Origin of the sequence: Bradyrhizobium sp. 170 (genome assembly GCF_023101085.1) — a bacterium.
Taxonomy (GTDB): domain Bacteria; phylum Pseudomonadota; class Alphaproteobacteria; order Rhizobiales; family Xanthobacteraceae; genus Bradyrhizobium.
Genome location: NZ_CP064703.1, coordinates 954952 through 973868 on the forward strand (window position 1 = coordinate 954952; position 18917 = coordinate 973868).

Genomic DNA, 18917 nt, shown 5'->3' on the forward strand with positions numbered 1-18917 from the left:
TTGCTGGCTCAAATCGCTCCCTTGCCGGATGATTCCGAAGTCCAGCGCTTGCGCGAATTGTCGTTAGACTACATTCGCGAGGCCGAACGACTCGAAAGGGCCCCGGAGCCAGGCGAACAAATCTCCGCGGTCTTAGACACGATAGCTCGCGACTTTTTTGCTCGTGCTCTCCGACATCAGTTAAAAAAGTAGTTCGTGTATGCCCCGGGGCGAGGGAGATGTCGAAGCGTTCAACAGGCTGGAGCCGCAAGTTTGACGAGCCTATCGCGTTGGCGGACGGCGAGCAAGCTCGTGACCCTGCGCTACCTCGGCGTTGGCGGCAGTCAGCATTTCCTGGGCGGGTTGTAGCGCGCCCTTGCCGCACTGGCCGCCTTGGCCGTGTTCTCCTCCGTCAGGATGAGATTAGCCATGGGATGGTCGGACGCGTTGCCCGCCGCGTATGCGGCGAGCGCCAAATGAGCTATACTGTCCTTCCGACTCATCGGAGGGCGCCATGGACGACGACGAGGGCGATAGGTCTCGAATTGAGAAGGCGATAGAGGCCGTGAAGGATATGGCGAGTTCGATAACGGACGCTGCGAAGTCAGCCGCTACGCCAAGTGAAGAAGAGAAGATGACCGTAATGGACGTGCCGTTAGTCGCCGATGCGGCGGCGATGCCTATACCCCTTGTTGCTCCAAAGAAGCGGAAGGCCCGGGTCAAACGCGCACCGATGAAGACGCCGCCGAAGAAAGCAGCCGGAGAAAAGGCGGCTAAGAAAACCGCCAAGAAGTCTGCAAAGAAATCCGCTGCTAAAAAATCAAAGAGGGCGGCCAAGCATTCACCCGCAACTGCCGGGCGTAAGGTTGTTGGGAAGAAGAAAGTTGCGAAGAAAAAGAAAGCGAAAACGTCGAGGCGCTAGTGGGTTCAACCCTCAAAGTACGCCCACCTGAAGCGAAGACCTTGATTGATAAGATCAAGGCCGAGATCAAGAAACGTGCGGAGTTGAGGGCGCAACGGATGCTTCTGAAGGAACCCAAAAGGAAGCCGAAGCGCTAGCCGCTCGACTGAAGTTGAACTCGCTGCGCGCTTCATGAGGTTTAACGACCTTCACGACGGCCTCACACCCGGCGAGAACGGCTCCACTGACTTCTCCGTCCTCGCGCCGGTTTGGCGACGTCCGCGCCACTTCCGCTTTACCCCTCAAAGCCGACGTTCGCTGCGAGGATCGGCAGGTCTGAAAAGGGCCCAGACTGTGTAAAAACGTTTTTCCTCCCCCAAAACTGCACGCAACCGGGGACGATCGGCGTCGACACGACGGTCTGAGGATATTTTTGCTTTATCGAGTCCGGAGTCAACCCGGGCGCAAGCTCGGGCCATGCTGAGCGACCTGAACGGTCACACGATGCGCAGAACAGCACGAGCTCTTCACGTCCGGATTGCCACCAGGAGCGGCTTGATGCCGACGATGTTCATTACGCGCGTGAGGTTGTAGGCGAGTACGTTCAGCGCCATTTCGGTCGCGACATTGGGCAACCGTTTCATTAGAAAGTGTGTTGCGCCCATCCGCATCTTCAGTGTGGCGAACGGATGCTCGACGGTTTCGCGGCGCACACGCATGGCTTGCGGGTTCTGATCGAGCCGCATCTGCGCGGCCTCGACGACGTGTTCGTGTTCCCAGCGTTTGATGCGGCGCTCGTTGGACGTTGTGCACTGATCCTTGAACGGGCATGCGCGGCACGCCTTCGTCAAGTAAATCCGTATTTTCTGACCATCTTCATCAGCGGTGAAGTGGTGCGCCAGCTTCTCGCCGGCCGGGCAACGATAGACGTCGTCCTTGGCCAAATAGACAAAATCAGGTTTCCCAAAGCGGCCTGCCGACTTGGCTCCCGAGGTTTGCGGCTTGGGTAGCGTGACCGCGACCCCGGCCTGTTCGCATGCCAGGAGTTCCTCTCCTTTAAAGTAGCCCCGATCCGCAACGACGTCCAAATGATCGCTGCGCAGCGCGGCTTTCGCCGCCTGCGCCATCGTCGCCAGTTGCGATCTATCGGTGCCGACGTTGGTGACCTCGTGCGCGACTATCAGATGGTTCGTGGTGTCGACCGCACTTTGTACGTTGTAGGCGACCATGCCTGAGCCGCGCCCGCTCGTTGCCATCGAGCGGCAATCGGGATCGGTCAGCGATATCTGCTTGTCGGGCGAGGCGAGCAATGCCTTTTCAATCGCGGCCAGCCGTTTCACTTCTTCTTCGAGCTTCGCCAGCTTTTCCCTAAGCCGCGTCTTGGTCATCAGCACCGTTTCCGACGGCTCTTCTCCTGCGGCCGTCTGGCGGTCGGCGGTGTCCAGTTGGCTCATGTAGCGCGTCACGCTCTCTTCGATCTGCTTCTGGCGGCGCTGGATCTTGCCTTGCGTGAAGTTGTTGTCGCGACTGTTCACGGCCTTGAACTTGCTGCCGTCGATGGCAACGCTGGCCTTCGTCAGCAGGCCCATCTTGCGGCACAACTCGACGAATTGCGCGCAAACCTTTTTGATCGCTGCGCCATTGTCCTTGCGGAAGTCGGCGATGGTCTTGTGATCCGGCGCGAGCCGTCCGGTCAGCCACATCACCTCGAGATTGCGGCCAGCCTCGCGCTCCAGCCGCCGGCTCGATTGCACCCGGTTGAGATAGCCGTAAATGTAAAGCTTGAGCATCGACGAAGGATGGTACGCCGGCCGGCCGGTCGCTGCAGGATCAACCCCATCGAACCCGAGGTCGCGCAGTTCCAACGCATCCACGAACACATCGACCGCGCGAATAGAATTGCCCTCGTCGACCCAATCATCGAGGCATTCCGGCAACAGCGTCGCTTGCTGGCGATCCGCCCCTTGAACGAAACCCTGCATCACTTCCCCCGCCGATTCAGCAAGGGAATCATAGCATCGACCGGGTTTTCACACAGCCTGGGCCAAAACCGGAAATCAACAGGACGATGCCAAAGTCATGGCAGCTTGTCGGCGGCCATAGCCTGATGCACTTTTTCGCTTTGCGTTGATTGCGGCGCTTCAAACCCGATTCACTGTCCCGGCCATAGCGCCAATAAACGATCCGGTGAAAAAAGAAGCACTAAGCATCATTAGACTGCCCGTCACGGAGAGAACAAGCTTGTCTTGAACAAAATGAAAGACCATCCACCCCAGCAGCATGCAGATTAGCCCGCAGCCTGCCGGCCAAAACGCACGCCGCCGAACTGCGAGCCGCTGGGCCGGGCCAAGCAGATCAGAGTTCCGTGATAGATTCCAGGATCGGCGAAACGACACCTCGAAACCCAAGGCTACCACGAACAGACAGGCAGTGAGGAAGTAACCAGACATTACACTTGGTGCCGACCGTTACCATCTTGAAGGACACAGGCCAGACAATAGCGTGGATTGATTGTCTCAATCTTAAGGAGATAGCGAACAAAAAGCTGTATCGGGAAACTATTCCGAACTCGTCAGCGAAGTCCGCTCTGGGTCCAGACTGTGTAAAAACGTTTTTCCGCCCCCAAAAACTGCACGCAACCGGGGACGATCCGCGTCGACACGACGGTCTGAGCGTATTTTTGCTGTATCGAGTCTGGAGTCAATCCGGGCGCAACCTCGGGCCACGCTGAGCGACCTGAGCGGTTACACGATGCGCATAACAGCACGAGCTCTTCACGCCCGGATTGCCACCAGGAGCGGCTTGATGCCGACGATGTTCACTACGCGCGTGAGGTTGTAGGCGAGTACGTTCAGCGCCATTTCGGTCGCGACATTGGGCAACCGCTTCATTAGAAAGTGTGTCGCACCCATCCGCATCTTCAGTGTGGCGAACGGATGCTCGACGGTTTCGCGGCGCACACGCATGGCTTGCGGGTTCTGATCGAGCCGCGTCTGCGCGGCCTCGACGACGTGTTCGTGTTCCCAGCGTTTGATGCGGCGCTCGTTGGACGTTGTGCACTGATCCTTGAACGGGCATGTGCGGCACGCCTTCGTCAAGTAAATCCGCATTTTCTGGCCATCTTCATCAGCGGTGAAGTGGTGCGCCAGCTTCTCGCCGGCCGGACAGCGATAGACGTCATCCTTGGCCAAATAGACAAAATCAGGTTTCCCAAAGCGGCCTGCCGACTTGGCTCCCGAAGTTTGCGGCTTGGGTAGCGTGACCGCGACCCCGGCCTGTTCGCATGCCAGGATTTCCTCACCTTTAAAGTAGCCCCGATCCGCAACGACGTCCAAGTTATCGCTGCGCAGCACGGCTTTCGCCGCCTGCGCCATCGTCGCCAGTTGCGATCTATCGGTGCCGACGTTGGTGACCTCGTGCGCGACAATCAGATGGTTCGTGGTGTCGACCGCACTTTGTACGTTGTAGGCGACCATGCCTGAGCCGCGCCCGCTCGTTGCCATCGAGCGGCAATCGGGATCGGTCAGCGATATCTGCTTGTCGGGCGAGGCGAGCAATGCCTTTTCAATCGCGGCCAGTCGTTTCACTTCTTCTTCGAGCTTCGCCAGCTTTTCCCTAAGCCGCGTCTTGGTCATCAGCACCGTTTCCGACGGCTCTTCTCCTGCGGCCGTCTGGCGGTCGGCGGTGTCCAGTTGGCTCATGTAGCGCGCCACGCTCTCTTCGATCTGCTTCTGGCGGCGCTGGATCTTGCCTTGCGTGAAGTTGTTGTCGCGACTGTTCACGGCCTTGAACTTGCTGCCGTCGATGGCAACGCTGGCCTTCGTCAGCAGGCCCATCTTGCGGCACAACTCGACGAATTGCGCGCAAACCTTTTTGATCGCTGCGCCATTGTCCTTGCGGAAGTCGGCGATGGTTTTGTGATCCGGCGCGAGCCGTCCGGTCAGCCACATCACCTCAAGATTGCGGCCAGCCTCGCGCTCCAGCCGCCGGCTCGATTGCACCCGGTTGAGATAGCCGTAAATGTAGAGCTTGAGCATCGGCGAAGGATGGTACGCCGGCCGGCCGGTCGCCGCAGGATCAACGCCATCGAACCCGAGGTCGCGCAGTTCCAATGCATCCACGAATACATCGACCGCGCGAATAGAATTGCTCTCGTCGACCCAATCATCGAGGCATTCCGGCAACAGCGTCGTCTGCTGGCGATCCGCCCCTTGAACGAAACCCCGCATCACTTCCCCCGCCGATTCAGCAAGAGAATCATAGCATCGACGGGGTTTTCACACAGCCTGGGTCAATCGCGTCGGTTTGACCGGATGACGGCGACTTCCGGTCTACCCCGGCGAACGGACATTCTCAGGATAGGCGGACATGTCTCAAAAGTGCCAGGAGCAGCTATCAAGCATTTATTGAGGCTCCAAGCCAGTTGACCAAAACCTTGTCTATGCGCCTGCCGTCGAGGCCGACAATTTCGAATCGCCATCCCTTAACATCAATTCTATCGCCAATGGTAGGGATGGTACCGAATTCCTGAAGCAAAAAAACCAGCAAACGTCTGATAGGACCGCGATGGAGGAAGGGAAATCCCGATCAATTCTGCAATTCGAGCGCAGGCACGTAGCGCCTGAGAAAGCGCCCGATAGCATGCCGATCAGCATGATGCTCCTACCGTGCGGAGAGGGAACCCGGCCCTGGTCAGCGGGGTTATCAATGGGCCTCGGGCGGGGAACCGAAACGACGGAGGCCCTCATGAAGCACCGTAGTAGGCCCTCGACCTCGATTGAAGAGAGCCTTCTCCGAGAAGCCGAGCAGGTCAGAAGGCAAGCCGAGCGTCTGCCGCCGGGAGAGGATCGAGACCTTCTTTTAGAGGATCGAGACTTTCTTTTGAAGAAGGCGCGCGATGCCGCTCATATCGACGAATGGCTGACTTCGCCGGGGTTGCAGCCGCCTGGATGAGACTATCGGAATGATTGCGGCGACCGTTCGTTTTGAGAGTGATCGCGCTAGGTCGTCGCCGCTGTTATTGCAATGTTGAAGCGCGCTCGCAGTGCGTGACCGTTTGCCTCTCGAGACGAATTTGAAGGACATCCGCCACCTTTCGTCGCGAGCGCGCGATGAATTGGAGGAGTTCTTTTTCGCCACGAATGCGCTCAGGGACAAGGGCTGAAGTTTCTGGCGCGGCGCGGGCCGGCACGCAGTCAAAGACAATCAACCGATTGTCCACCTCACGTCGCTAGGAAGCGTTTGTCCTGCTCTTTCGCACGCCTTCTGCTGTCGCCCGGCCGTTCGCGCCGAGTCGTTCAATTCGGAACTCAAAGGAACTTCCACGATGCGCGCCGATTAGTATTCAGGACCAAATGGAGTGATCAGTGCACGCGCGAGATCGCCCAGCGCCGGGTACGGTACGTTCGACAGATGTCGATGCGTTCAAACTCGCGTCTCTTACCCATACGGAGCAGTTCTATTCAATTGTCCTGAGGGATCTCCTCGAATCGGACCTTCCGTTCATGATCGGAGGCGGGTACGCCGTAAATCTTTATACCCATGCGCGGTACCCGACAAAGGACCTAGACATTTTTACGACTGCCGCGGAATTCCCTCGCCTGCTCTCTCACCTACAGCGGAACAATCGGGTATCGGCGAATGAGAGTTGGCTGGGAAAAGTTCACCGCGGTCGCGATTTCGTCGACGTCATCTTTGGTTCCAGCAATGGCGCCGTGCCGGTTCAGGAAGAGTGGTTTCAGTATGCAACACAGGCTCAAGTGCTCGGGCATTGCGTGCCTGTGATCAACCCCACCGAGCTGATCTGGACCAAGGCGTTCATCCAGAAGCGGAACCGTCATGATGGCGTCGATATCGTCCATCTCATTCTTAAGCAGCGAGAGGCAATCGATTGGCAGCGCCTGATCATGTACATGAACCCACATTGGGAGATACTGCTTTGTCATCTGCTCACGTTTCGTTGGATCTATCCGAGTGAGCGAGATGCCATTCCAGATTGGCTGCTTGACGATCTTCTTGAACGATTGAGTCGGCAGCGGGAAGGTCCGCCACCGGCGACGAAACTCTGCCGCGGTCGGTTGCTTTCCAGCTCCGATTACCGAAGTGCGACCGAGAAGTGGGGCTTCCTGAACGTCGAAGACGAGTGCGGCAATGAACGATGATGCAAGTTCATTCACATTTGCAGGCATGGGCGATCTTCATGTGAAGGATGGGCAGTCGGGCTCGCTCCGCGAATTGTTTCAAGCAATCTCGAAGAGTGCCGGCGCCCTGGTCCTTTGCGGCGACCTCACCGATACGGGAACTCCGGCACAGGCGGAAATCCTCGCTAAAGAGCTGCGTGCCTGCTCTGTCCCAGTAATCGGCGTCCTTGGGAACCACGATTACGAGTCGGGACATGCCGACGAGGTGAAACGAATCCTTTGTGACGCGGGCGTACACCTGCTCGATGGCCAGGCAGCCGAAGTTAATGGCGTGGCATTTATTGGCGTGAAGGGCTTTGCCGGCGGATTTGGTCCACGAATGCTAAGCTCTTTCGGCGAGCCGGCGATCAAGACGTTTGTTGCCGAAGCGATGAATGAAGCGATGCGGCTGGAGAACATCATGCGCACGGTGAACAGCCGGCGCGCCGTCGTGGTCCTTCACTATGCCCCGATTGTCGACACGGTGGAGGGTGAACCTCTCGAAATTTATCCCTTCCTCGGGTGCTCGCGCCTTGCAGAGACCATTGACCGCTTCAAAGTATGCGCCGTCGTGCATGGTCATGCGCATCGCGGGAAGTATGAGGGCCGCACGCCCGCCGGAGCGCGGGTGTACAACGTCGCCATGGGCGTGCAGAAGCCTTCAGGGTTGTCCTATGCGCTCATTTCCGTCTGACGGTGGGGGTCACCTGAAAGCCCCTTGCATCGAGCGAGTCGTCTCTGGGCAGTCACCCAAGTCCACGCGTACTTTTGGATTCGCGCCAGGCCGAGCAGGCCTTCGGTCGCAATCCGAAGAGTACTTTGCATCCTGCGAGGCCAGAGCTGCGTCAGACCAGTGTTAAAGGTGGAGGGGCGGTGGGAAGAAGGAGCACTCAGCCACGCAATACCAATCCGCGCGTCAGTGAACATAGCGCCAATCTATTAAGCATTTATCTAAAGCTCCCGTCTCAAAGGAGCGCCACGACCGTGTCGTCCTAAAGCTCAGCACGAGGGCTCACACGGAGCGTGGTCTACTAGCGTAGATCGATGATCTCCGATATCGGGCTATGTCTGCATCATCCGTGGGAGCAGCACCAAGCCTGTTCGATGGATTCGCTCTTTCTCATCCTGCGAGGTTAAGGCGTCTACTGAACGGCGAACCGTCACGATTTAGCCTCATGTGCCACTAACTCTTGCTGAGTGATTGTGGATTCGCTCGGAGTTGAGGGGCCGGCACGATGTCGTGGAACGAGCTTACGCGCCGTCAACAAAGGATACTCATCAAGCTCTTCGGAGGCGGGTCATTACGCGGTGATGATAGCGTCGAAACGGCAGACCTTATTCAGCGCGGTCTAGTCACCCGAAACGGACTAACGACTTCCGGGCTCGAAGTATTCGAGGCAGCTCTCAAATCACAGTACGAAATCCGACGGGCGGGAGTGGCATAACAATTATCACGCACTTCCACGCGCCAAAGCGACGTTCAGTTTGCGGCTGCTGATCGGTGATGGACACTGGCCGTTCCAGTTTTTAGTGCAATGCTCTCGATATCGCGTTGCGAAGAGCTGTCCAAACGCGGTAATGAGACGGCATTGCTTCTGGCTCGCGAGCTCTGACTCAAATGTCTTCATGGTTGACATCTGCAATCTCGGACGCCGCGGCAACGTCAGCAGTTACGCCGACGACGCATTCGAATATGAGCCGTGAAACCGGCCGACATCCGAAATGGGTCAATCGCTACACGGGCGACCCCAGCGGCAAGTTCGGCCATGTCGGCTATGCCTCCGAAAGAAATTCAGAGCATTAGCGGCTTCGCTACAGGCCGGTGCGGATTGATGGCGCTACCGTGGACGTCATTCAAGCTTCGATCGGAGCCTCGAATCATGCGCTGCGAATTCAGCGAACATGAGTGGACCGCCATTAAGCCGATGTTGCCGAACAAGCCGCGCGGCATTCGGCGAGTAGATGACCGCCGCGTGCGCGATGGCATCGTTTGGGTCCTGCGTTCAGGTCATGGCGCGACCTGCCGGCGACCTATAGTCTCCGCACGACTTGTTACAATCGCTTCGTTCGGCGGATGATGGTCTTGTCTCGCTGATTTGCCCGACGTGTCAAATGTCTACTTCGGCACTCGACGCGTGCCGGCTACTGTGCATGGGGTTGTTTTCAATATTTTGGCTGGGAGCGCCGAGGCTCCTACGTGTCCTTCCGCCGCCTCCGGAAGGCTGCATCACCCGGTCGCGGATGATGACTACGGCGCGCGGCTGGAACCGTCGCTCTACTAGCCGAGCGGCTTCAGGATCTTCACCAACTCCGCATGCACATACTCATTCCCGCAGATCACATGCCCCGTCTTCAGCGGATCGTCACTGCCCTCAATGCCCGAGATCGTGCCGCCGGCTTCGCGCACCATGATCTGTCCGGCGGCGATGTCCCAGGGCTGCAAATTACGTTCCCAGTAGCCGTCGAGGCGGCCGGCGGCGACGAAGGCGAGGTCGAGGGAGGCGGCGCCGAAGCGGCGGAAGCCGGCGACCTTGTTCTGCAGCGCGGCCATTTCCTTCAGCGCCAATTCATGGTCGCCGCGGCCGATATGCGGCAGGCCGCAGGCGACCACGCATTCATCGAGCCTGCGGCGGCCGGCGACGCGCAGCCGCTGGTCGTTGAGGAACGCGCCCTTGCCGCGCTCGGCGATGTATAATTCATCATTGGCGGGGTTGTAGATCACGCCGGCAATGATCGTTCCCTCGCGCTGCAGGCCGATCGAGATCGCAAATTGCGGGATGCCGTGCAGGAAGTTGGTGGTGCCGTCGAGGGGATCGACGATCCAGGTGTGGCTCTTGTCGGCGCCTTCGCGGCTGCCGCCTTCCTCACCGATGAAGCCGTAGCCCGGCCGCGCCTTGGCGAGGTCCTCGTACAGCATTTCCTCGGCACGCTTGTCGGCTTTGGTGACGAAGTTCGCCGGCCCCTTCAGCGACACCTGCAGGTGCTCGATCTCGCCGAGGTCGCGCTTGAGGCTGCGGCCGGCGCGGCGCGCGGCTTTCACCATGACGTTGATAAGGGCGGAATACAGCATGATGCGAGCTTATGGTGTGAGGGAACGGCCCAAGCCGTCAGGGGATTGGGGACTGGGTGCCCTGCAGATGTGCCGCCGTCAAGGCGTCATTTGTTGGCCGTGCCAGCGGTGGTGCCGGTCCATTTTTTTGCGGCCTCCTGGACCTTGGCGCGATCCTCGGGGCTGAGCTCCGAGAGCCGTTCATCCAGCTCGGGATCGCCCTTGCCGGCGGTCTTGGCGACAAGGTGCCACTTCAGGCCTTCGATCTTGTCCATCGGCGCCCCCTGTCCGCTCACGAGCACGCGGGCGAGGCGGTTCTGCGCGATCGGCGAATTCTGCCGCGCCGCCTTGCGCAGCAGCGCGACCGCCGCGGCCTGGTTCTTCGGCGTGCCGGTGCCGTTGAACAGCGCGATGGCATATTCGACCTCGGCGTCGACATTGTCGGCCAGCGAAGCCGCCTGCAGCAGCCGCACCGCCTTGTCGATGTCCTTCGGCACGCCGGTGCCTTCCTTGTAGAAGGTTGCCAGCGCGTATTGCGCCTCCGGGTTGCCTGCGTCGGCCGCAGCGCGCAGCAGCTCGGCGGCGCGCCTGAGGTCCTGCGGCAGCGTGTTGCCGTCGAGATAGAGCAGCGCCAGATTGTAGGCCGCCTTGGGGTTGCCAAGCTTGGCCGCGGAGGCCAAGAGCTTGACGGCCTGCTCGCGGTTGGTGGCGCCGCCGCGGCCGGACAGCCGCATCATGGCGAGCGCGAACATGCCTTCGCGATCGCCGGCATCCGCCGCGCGCTGGTACCAATTGGCGGCCTTCGCATAGTCGCGCTTGATGCCGAGCCCGTTGGCATAGAGTTCCCCCAGCATCGTCATCGCCTTGGCGTCGCCGTTATATTGCGCGCGCGTGGTGGCGAGATCGAAGGCGGTCTTGTAGAGGCCGCGCTGGTAGGCGCCGTAGACGAGGTCGACATTCGGGTCCTCGAAGGCAGCCGTCGGCGAGGGGGACGGCACAGGCGTTGCCGCGGGCCTGGTCGTTACCGCAGGCTTGAGCGGCGCCGACGGCGTCGGCGTCGGCGTCGCAGCGGGCTTTTTCGCAGCCGTCGGCGCCTTTGGTTTGGGCGCCTCCTTTTTCGCAGGCGGAGGGCTCGCGGGCGGCTGCGCGGCAGGCGGCGTCAGCGAGATCTGCGCGGTGGCGCCGGTCATCGTCATCAAGAGGCCCGCAAGCAGCGATATGGGACGCAGGAGTTTCATGGTCCGGCGTTATCCGTGCCCGGCCTTATCCGTGCCGGCCTTGTCAGCGCCAGCCTTGTCAGTACCAGCCTTGGCTCTTCCAAACGCTGTTTCGTGCGCTTGCGCGATCGCCTGCGCGGCATCGATCAGCGCCGCCTTTGCGCCGCGCGGGTCGGCCCAGACGAAATCGCCGACCAGCACAAAATCCGCGCCGCTGGCTGCGAATTCGGCAGCCTCCTCGCACGAGACGGCAAAGCCGACGCAAGGCGGCTCGAACAGTTCGTCCCACCATTGCAGGCGCTCGGCAATCGCTTCAGCCGAGGGCCGCTGGCCCTTGGCGTCGGGCTCGCCGAACAGCACGTAGTCCGCGCCCCGTTCGCCCGCGGCCATCGAATCGTGCCGCGTGGCAAGGCTGCCGACGCCGGCAATGCGGTCCGGCTTCAGCGACGGCAAGGCATCTTCCAGCGCGGCGAGGCCGTTCAGATGCGCGCCGTCGGCGCCCGCGCGCGCCACCAGTTCGACGTAACCGTCGAGCAGGAGCGCGGCGCCGGCGTTCTGGATCATGGGCGCCAGCGCCTTCACGCGCGAAATCATGGTGCGCTGGTCGGTCTGCTTCAGCCGCAGCAGAACCGCCGCGACGTCGGCCGCTGCCAATAGTTCCGGAAGCTGGGCCGCGAGCTGCGCCGGGTCGTCCACCTCTGATGTCGCGAGATAGAGGCGCGGCGCTGGGCGCGGCGGAACAGGTTTATTGGCCAAGTGTTTATTAGCCAAGTCTAGGCGACCTTCTTTTCAAGGCCGGTTTCCCACTCGCCCTTGCTCGCCAGCGCATTCATCCGCGCACGGTGAGTGAAGGCGCGCTGGCCCGCGGCGATATTCTCAGGCCTGCCCGACCACGCCTTTTGCGGCGCCGCCTGCAGTGCGCGGCCGTAGGAGAAGGTCAGCCGCCATGGAAGTCCGCCGATCCGGTTCATGGCGTTCAGATGCGCGGTCGCATCCTCATCGGATTGTCCGCCGGAAAGGAAGGCGATGCCGGGCACTGCTGCGGGCACGCACGCCTTCAACAGCCGCACGGTTTTCTCCGCGACTTCCTCGGCGGAAGCCTGCTTCGCGCACTTCTTGCCTGAAATGGCCATGTTGGGCTTCAGCACCATGCCTTCGAGTTCGACGCGCTGGACCCGCAATTCCTGGAACGTCTTGTTCAGCACACGCTGGGTCACGTCATAGCAGCGGTCGATGTCGTGATCGCCATCCATCAGCACTTCCGGCTCCACGATCGGCACGATCTGCGCGGCCTGGCACAGCGCGGCGTAGCGCGCCAGCGCATGCGCGTTGACGTTGATCGCGGCCATCGTCGGAATGCCCGCTCCGATGTCGATCACTGCGCGCCACTTCGCGAAGCGCGCGCCGCGCTCGTAGTATTTCTTCAGCCGCTCGGCGAGCTTGTCGAGACCGACAGTGACCAGTTCGCCCGGACATTGCGGCAAGCCTTGCGTCCCCTCATCGACCTTGATGCCGGGGATCGCGCCGGACTGCTCGATCAGCTTGACCAGCGGCGTGCCGTCCTTCCCATTCTGCCAGATGGTCTCGTCGTAGAGGATCACGCCCGAGACATACTTGCTCATCGCCTCGGTGGAGCGGAACAGCATCTCGCGATAGTCGCGGCGGTTCTCCTCGGTCGATTCGACCTTGATGGCGTCAAAGCGCTTCTTGATCGTGCCGGAGGATTCGTCGGCGGCGAGAATGCCCTTGCCCGGGGTGACCATGGCGAGGGCAACCTTGTTGAGGTCAGCAAGATTCATCGAAGTTCTCCAGAAACATCATGCCCTTGCGCACCAAAATAGGCGGTTCTCGGGCAATTGCCTAGAAAACGTTCGTCGCAGCGGGGGTGTTTGCGAGGCGCGGGCGGCCTGCTCAGGCAACCCGCGGGTCCAGTTCACCCTTTGTATAGCGCTTGGCCATTTCGGCCGTCGTCAGCACCTTCTTGATCTTGCTGGCCTGGCCTGCGGTATTGAATTCCTGCAGCCGCTGCTTGCACAGCTTGGCCATCGCTTCCATCGCCGGCTTCAGATATTTGCGCGGATCGAACTCTTCCGGATTGTCCTTCAGCACTTTGCGGATCTGCCCGGTCATCGCCATGCGGTTATCGGTGTCGATGTTGATCTTGCGCACGCCGTTCTTGATGCCGCGCTGAATTTCGGACACCGGCACGCCCCAGGTCGGTTTCATCTTGCCGCCATTGGCGTTGATGATCTCCTGCAGATCCTGCGGCACCGAGGACGAACCGTGCATCACGAGATGCGTGTTCGGCAGCTTGCGGTGGATCTCCTCGATCACGTTCATGGCGAGGATATCCCCGTCCGGCTTGCGGGTGAACTTGTAGGCGCCGTGCGAAGTGCCCATCGCAATCGCCAGCGCGTCGACCCTGGTCTCCTTGACGAACTTTACGGCTTCGTCGGGGTTGGTGAGCAACTGGTCGTGCGACAGCTTGCCTTCGGCGCCGTGACCGTCTTCCTTGTCGCCCATGCCGGTCTCCAGCGAACCGAGCACGCCGAGTTCGCCTTCCACCGAGATGCCGCCGAGATGGGCCATGTCGGTGACGGTCTTGGTCACGCCGACGTTATAGTCCCAATCGCCCGGGGTCTTGCCGTCGGCCTTCAGCGAGCCGTCCATCATGACGGAGGTGAAGCCGGCCTGGATCGCGGTCATGCAGGTGGCGGGTTCGTTGCCGTGGTCGAGATGCACGCAGACCGGGATCTGCGGATAGATTTCGGTCACCGCGTCCATCATGTGCTTGAGCATCACGTCATTGGCGTAGGAGCGCGCGCCGCGCGAGGCCTGGATGATGACGGGGGCATCGAGCGAAGAGGCGGCCTCCATGATGGCCAGCGCCTGCTCCATATTGTTGATGTTGAACGCCGGCACCCCGTAATCGTGCTCTGCCGCATGATCGAGCAGTTGACGCAAGGTAATGCGAGCCATTCAAATTCTCCTGTATTTGCCGCGCCTTCGGCGCTCCATTAAATCTCGGTTTAACGCTGCTTCAGAACTTCCACGCCGGGCAGCGGTTTGCCTTCCATCCATTCGAGAAACGCGCCGCCGGCCGTCGAAACATAGGAAAAATCGCCTGATACGCCGGCTTGGTTCAGCGCCGCGACGGTGTCGCCGCCACCCGCAACCGAAATCAGTTTCTTCGCCTTGGTCCGCTCTGCCGCGTGCTTGGCCGCAACCATCGTGCCGCGGTCGAACGGCGTCATCTCGAACGCGCCGAGCGGGCCGTTCCAGACCAGCGTCTTGGCGTCGTCGATCGCGGCGTGAATCCGCGCGGTCGATTGCGGGCCGACGTCGAGGATCATGCCGTCGGCCGGAATGGCGTCGAGCCCATAGGCGTGCGAGGGCGAGTTGGCCGCGAAGTGATAGGCAACCACCGCGTCGACGGGGAGGATGATGGCGCAGTTCGCAGCCTCCGCCTTTTCCATGATGCGCAGCGCGGTGGCGGCGAGATCCTTCTCCGCCAGCGACTTGCCGACGCCGACGCCCTGCGCGTGCAGGAAGGTGTTGGCCATGCCGCCGCCGATCACCAGCGCGTCGACCTTGCTGACGAGGTTTTCGAGGAGGTCGATCTTGGTGGAGACCTTGGCGCCGCCGATGATCGCGATGACCGGCTTGGTCGGCGCTTCCAGCGCCTTAGCCAACGCGTCGAGCTCGGCCTGCATGGTGCGGCCGGCATAGGCGGGCAGCTTGTGGCCGAGGCCTTCGGTCGTGGCATGCGCGCGGTGCGCGGCCGAGAAGGCGTCGTTGACCCAGATGTCGCCGAGCTTTGCCAGCTCCGCGACGAAGGCCGGATCGTTCTTTTCCTCTTCGTTATGGAAGCGGGTGTTCTCCAGGCAGAGGACGTCGCCGTCCTTCATCGCAGCCACCGCCTTGGCTGCAGCCTCGCCGATGCAGTCATCCGCGAAGGCGACCGGCTTCTTGATGACCTGCCCGAGTGCTGTGGCAACGGGCTTGAGCGAATCCTTGGCATCGCGCCCCTTCGGCCGGCCGAAATGGGCGAGCAGGACGACCTTGCCGCCCTTGTCGGAAATCTCGGTAATGGTCGGCGCGACGCGCTCGAGCCGCGTGGCATCGCTGACGCGGCCGCTCTCCATGGGCACGTTGAGGTCGACGCGTAGCAGGACGCGCTTGCCCTTTACGTCGACGTCATCGAGGGTGCGGAATGTTTTTGTCATTGGCAGGTCTCTTGTCCCGGGCGCACTGCGGCGCGAAGTGCCGCTGTGCAGAACTGGGACCTGGGTTGGATGGGTCCCGGCTCTGCGTCGCGTCACTTCGTGCCGCAACGCGTCCGGAACACGAGACTTACAGAAGCTTCCCCATCGCCACGGCGGTGTCCGACATGCGGTTGGAGAAACCCCATTCATTGTCGTACCAGGACATCACGCGCACCAGCGTGCCGTTCTGCACCTTGGTCTGGTCCATGTGAAACGTGGACGAGTGCGGATCGTGGTTGAAGTCGATCGAGACGTTGGGCGCGGTGGTGTAGCCGAGGATGCCCTTCATCTGCTGTTCCGAAGCGCGCTTCATCGCTTCGTTGATTTCCTTCACGTCGGTCTTGCGCTGCGCGACGATCTTGAGGTCGACCACCGAGACGTTCGGGGTCGGCACGCGGATCGCGACGCCGTCGAGCTTGCCCTGCAATTCCGGCAGCACCAGGCCGATCGCCTTGGCCGCACCGGTAGAGGTCGGGATCATCGACATCGCCGCGGCGCGGCCGCGATAGAGGTCGCTGTGCAGGGTGTCGAGCGTCGGCTGGTCGCCGGTATAGGCGTGGATCGTGGTCATGAAGCCGGTCTCGATGCCGACGGTGTCGTTCAGCACCTTGGCGACCGGGGCCAGGCAGTTGGTGGTGCAGGAGCCGTTGGAGACGACCAGGTGATCCTTGGTCAGCTTGTCGTGGTTGACGCCGTAGACGATGGTCGCATCCGCGCCGTCGGAGGGAGCGGAGACCAGCACGCGCTTGGCGCCGGCGGTCAGGTGCGCAACGGCCTTGGCCTTGGCGCTGAAGATACCCGTGCATTCCATCGCGATGTCGACGCCGAGTTCTTTCCACGGCAGCTTCGAGGGGTCGCGCTCGGCGGAAACCTTGATCTTGCCATTGCCGACGCTGATCGAGTCGCCGTCGACGGTGACGATGCCGGGGAACCGGCCATGCACGGAATCGAAGCGCAGCAGATGGGCGTTGGTCTCGACCGGGCCGAGATCGTTGATCCCGACCACTTCGATATCCTTGCGGCCGGATTCCGCGATGGCCCGCAAGATATTGCGGCCGATGCGGCCAAATCCGTTGATCGCGACCCGGACTGCCATGCTCGTTTCTCCTCTAATAGCCGGAGCCGGCCCCGCGGAGACGTTCCACGGAGGTGCTGACGGCGGAACGCCCGGTTCGGCCGGGCGGGAACGGTCAAGATGGGGGTCTAGGTAGTCCTTTTTCCCAGTAATCTCAACCGTCAGCCCAAGCGCTTCAGGGCAGCGTTAACGACGGCCTCGGCGGTAATTCCGAAGTGCTTGAAAAGGTCCTTGGCGGGCGCGCTGGCGCCGAAACCGTGCATGCCCACGAATTCACCATCCGGGCCGATCACGGCATCCCAGCCCCAGCGTACCGCGGCCTCGATGGCGATCTTGACCGGGGCGTTGCCGATGATGGCCTTCCGCCGGTCCGCCGGCTGCGCCAGCAGCAATTCGAGCGAGGGCACCGAGACCACCCGCGACGCGATGCCGCGTTCCGCCAGCTGCTTCTGGGCGGCCACCGCGATCTCGACCTCGGAGCCCGAGGCGAACAGCGACACCTTGGCGTCGCCCTGCGCCGCGACCAGCTCATAGGCGCCATGCGCGCAAGGGTTATCGTTCGGCGCATTGGTTCGGAGTTGCGGCAGGTTCTGGCGGGTCAGCGCCAACACCGTCGGACCGTCGACACGGTTCAGCGCCAGTTCCCAGCATTCCGTTACCTCGACGGCGTCGCAGGGCCGGAACACGCGCATGTTGGGAATCGCACGTAGCGCGGCGAGGTGTTCCACCGGCTGATGCGTCGGGCCGTCCTCGCCGAGCCCGATTGAATCATGGGTCATCACGTAGACGACGCCCGCGCCCATCAGCGCGGCGAGCCGCATCGCCGGGCGCGCGTAGTCCGTGAACACCAGGAAGGTCGCGCCGTTCGGCGCAAAACCGCCATGCAGGAAGATGCCGTTCATCGCCGCGGCCATGCCGTGCTCGCGGATGCCGTAATGGATGAAGCGGCCCTTCGGCGTCTTGGCGGAGAACGCTACTGCCGATTTCGCTTTGTTGTTGTTGGAGCCGGTGAGGTCGGCGGAGCCGGCCAAAAATTCCATCGGCATCGCTGATGCGATCGCCTCGATCGCGGATTCGGAGGATTTCCGCGTGGCGACATTCTGCGGCGTTTCCAGCAGCGCCTTCTTGTGGGCGCGCAGCGCCTTCGCCAGCGAAGCCGGCCGTTCGTGCCGCATCCGCCGTTCGAACTCGGCACGCTTGCGACTGCCGAGCTCGTCGAAGCGGGCTTGCCATTCCTCGCGCGCGGCAGTGCCGCGGCTGCCGGCCTCACGCCATGCCTTCAACACATCGTCCGGCACCGAAAAGGCTTCGAGCGAGATGCCGAGCTTTTCCTTGGCGCCCTTGAGCTCGTCGGCGCCGAGCGCCTCGCCATGGGCTTTCGCCGTGCCGGCCCGCGTCGGCGCGCCGTAGCCGATGGTGGTCTTGCAGGCGATCAGCGACGGCTTGTTGGATTTTTGCGCGCGGGTGATCGCGGCCGCGATCGCCTTCGGATCATGCCCGTCGATCAGTTCAGCCGCCCAGCCGGCGGACTTGAATCGCTTCACCTGGTCGACCGAATCGGCAAGCGACGTCGGGCCGTCGATCGAGATGCCGTTGTCGTCATACAGCACGATCATCTTGTTGAGCTTCCAGTGGCCGGCCATCGCGATCGCTTCCTGCGACACGCCTTCCATCAGGTCGCCGTCGGAAGCGAGCACGTAGGTGTGGTGGCCGACCACCTTCTTGCCGAACTCGGCGACCAGCATCTTCTCCGCCAGCGCCATGCCGACCGCGGTGGCGATGCCCTGGCCGAGCGGGCCGGTGGTGGTCTCGACGCCGCTGGTCTCGAAATTCTCGGGGTGTCCCGGCGTCCTGGAGCCGAGCTGACGGAAATTCCTGATCTGGTCGAGCGTCATGTCCTTGTTGCCGGTGAGGTAGAGCAAGGCGTAGAGCAGCATCGAACCGTGTCCGGCCGAGAGCACGAAGCGGTCGCGGTCCGGCCAGGCCGGAGCCGTCGCATCGAATTTGAGGAACTGTGTGAACAGCACGGTCGCGACGTCGGCGGCGCCCATCGGCAAGCCGGGATGGCCGGATTTCGCCTTTTCGACGGCATCCATGGCAAGCCCGCGAATCGCATTGGCCATACGGGTATGATCGACCTGCGTCATGATGAAAATCCGCCTGAAATGAGGTGCTTGGTTGTAGGTACGTACCGGGCGAGGCCGCAATACGGGCGTGGGCCTATGGGAAGTCCGGGCTGGATAGCACCACAA

The 18917-nt window shown here is 61.5% G+C and carries 14 protein-coding genes and 1 pseudogene; 4 read left to right on the plus strand and 11 right to left on the minus strand.

The annotated features are described in order from the left end of the window. The first annotated feature begins 493 nt into the window (after nt 1-493). Nucleotides 494-901 (plus strand): hypothetical protein, encoded by a 408-nt coding sequence (locus IVB05_RS04490; protein ID WP_247783247.1) that lies wholly within the window; start codon nt 494-496, stop codon nt 899-901. 506 nt (nt 902-1407) lie between these two features. Here IVB05_RS04490 and IVB05_RS04495 read toward each other — a convergent pair. The 3 genes from IVB05_RS04495 to IVB05_RS04505 form a co-directional block, all read right to left on the minus strand. Next, nucleotides 1408-2862, minus strand: coding sequence for an IS1182 family transposase (locus tag IVB05_RS04495; RefSeq protein ID WP_247780100.1), 1455 nt, complete (start codon nt 2860-2862; stop codon nt 1408-1410). 792 nt (nt 2863-3654) lie between these two features. Next, nucleotides 3655-5109 carry an IS1182 family transposase gene (locus IVB05_RS04500; protein ID WP_247779201.1) on the minus strand — a complete coding sequence of 485 codons (1455 nt, stop codon included), beginning with the start codon at nt 5107-5109 and terminating at the stop codon, nt 3655-3657. A 166-nt stretch (nt 5110-5275) separates the two neighbouring features. Next, nucleotides 5276-5428, minus strand: a complete 153-nt coding sequence (locus tag IVB05_RS04505) for a transporter associated domain-containing protein (RefSeq protein WP_346771828.1) — start codon at nt 5426-5428, stop codon at nt 5276-5278. Between the two features lie 818 nt (nt 5429-6246). Between IVB05_RS04505 and IVB05_RS04510 the strand changes: the two genes are divergently transcribed. From IVB05_RS04510 to IVB05_RS04520, 3 genes and pseudogenes are all read left to right on the plus strand, one after another. Next, the gene (locus IVB05_RS04510; RefSeq protein ID WP_247780059.1) at nt 6247-7041 is read left to right on the plus strand and encodes a hypothetical protein; all 795 of its coding nucleotides are present in this window, start codon (nt 6247-6249) and stop codon (nt 7039-7041) included. After that, entirely contained in the window at nt 7031-7753 is a 723-nt protein-coding gene (locus IVB05_RS04515; protein ID WP_247780060.1) for a metallophosphoesterase, read from the plus strand. Before IVB05_RS04510 ends, IVB05_RS04515 begins: the two co-directional genes overlap by 11 nt. 1186 nt (nt 7754-8939) lie before the next feature. Then, nucleotides 8940-9130: pseudogene (locus IVB05_RS04520) on the plus strand (transposase); the annotation flags it as partial. 207 nt (nt 9131-9337) lie between these two features. On the opposite strand, the gene IVB05_RS04525 reads toward IVB05_RS04520, so the two are convergent. From IVB05_RS04525 to tkt, 8 genes are all read right to left on the minus strand, one after another. Then, nucleotides 9338-10129: an inositol monophosphatase gene (locus tag IVB05_RS04525; RefSeq protein ID WP_247783249.1), complete on the minus strand. Its 792-nt coding sequence runs from the start codon at nt 10127-10129 to the stop codon at nt 9338-9340. 86 nt (nt 10130-10215) lie between these two features. Beyond that, nucleotides 10216-11346 carry a tetratricopeptide repeat protein gene (locus IVB05_RS04530; protein WP_247783250.1) on the minus strand — a complete coding sequence of 377 codons (1131 nt, stop codon included), beginning with the start codon at nt 11344-11346 and terminating at the stop codon, nt 10216-10218. A gap of 9 nt (nt 11347-11355) precedes the next feature. Continuing rightward, entirely contained in the window at nt 11356-12081 is a 726-nt protein-coding gene (locus IVB05_RS04535) for a thiamine phosphate synthase (RefSeq protein ID WP_247783251.1), read from the minus strand. 17 nt (nt 12082-12098) lie between these two features. Then, nucleotides 12099-13124, minus strand: coding sequence for a class I fructose-bisphosphate aldolase (locus tag IVB05_RS04540; protein ID WP_247783252.1), 1026 nt, complete (start codon nt 13122-13124; stop codon nt 12099-12101). Between the two features lie 112 nt (nt 13125-13236). Continuing rightward, nucleotides 13237-14304, minus strand: a complete 1068-nt coding sequence (gene fba, locus IVB05_RS04545) for a class II fructose-bisphosphate aldolase (protein WP_247783253.1) — start codon at nt 14302-14304, stop codon at nt 13237-13239. Nucleotides 14305-14354: 50 nt separating this feature from the next. Continuing rightward, nucleotides 14355-15551, minus strand: a complete 1197-nt coding sequence (locus IVB05_RS04550; protein ID WP_247783254.1) for a phosphoglycerate kinase — start codon at nt 15549-15551, stop codon at nt 14355-14357. A 127-nt stretch (nt 15552-15678) separates the two neighbouring features. Then, nucleotides 15679-16686, minus strand: a complete 1008-nt coding sequence (gene gap / locus IVB05_RS04555) for a type I glyceraldehyde-3-phosphate dehydrogenase (RefSeq protein ID WP_247783255.1) — start codon at nt 16684-16686, stop codon at nt 15679-15681. A 140-nt stretch (nt 16687-16826) separates the two neighbouring features. Next, nucleotides 16827-18812 carry a transketolase gene (tkt, locus tag IVB05_RS04560; RefSeq protein WP_247783256.1) on the minus strand — a complete coding sequence of 662 codons (1986 nt, stop codon included), beginning with the start codon at nt 18810-18812 and terminating at the stop codon, nt 16827-16829. Nucleotides 18813-18917 lie beyond the last annotated feature (105 nt).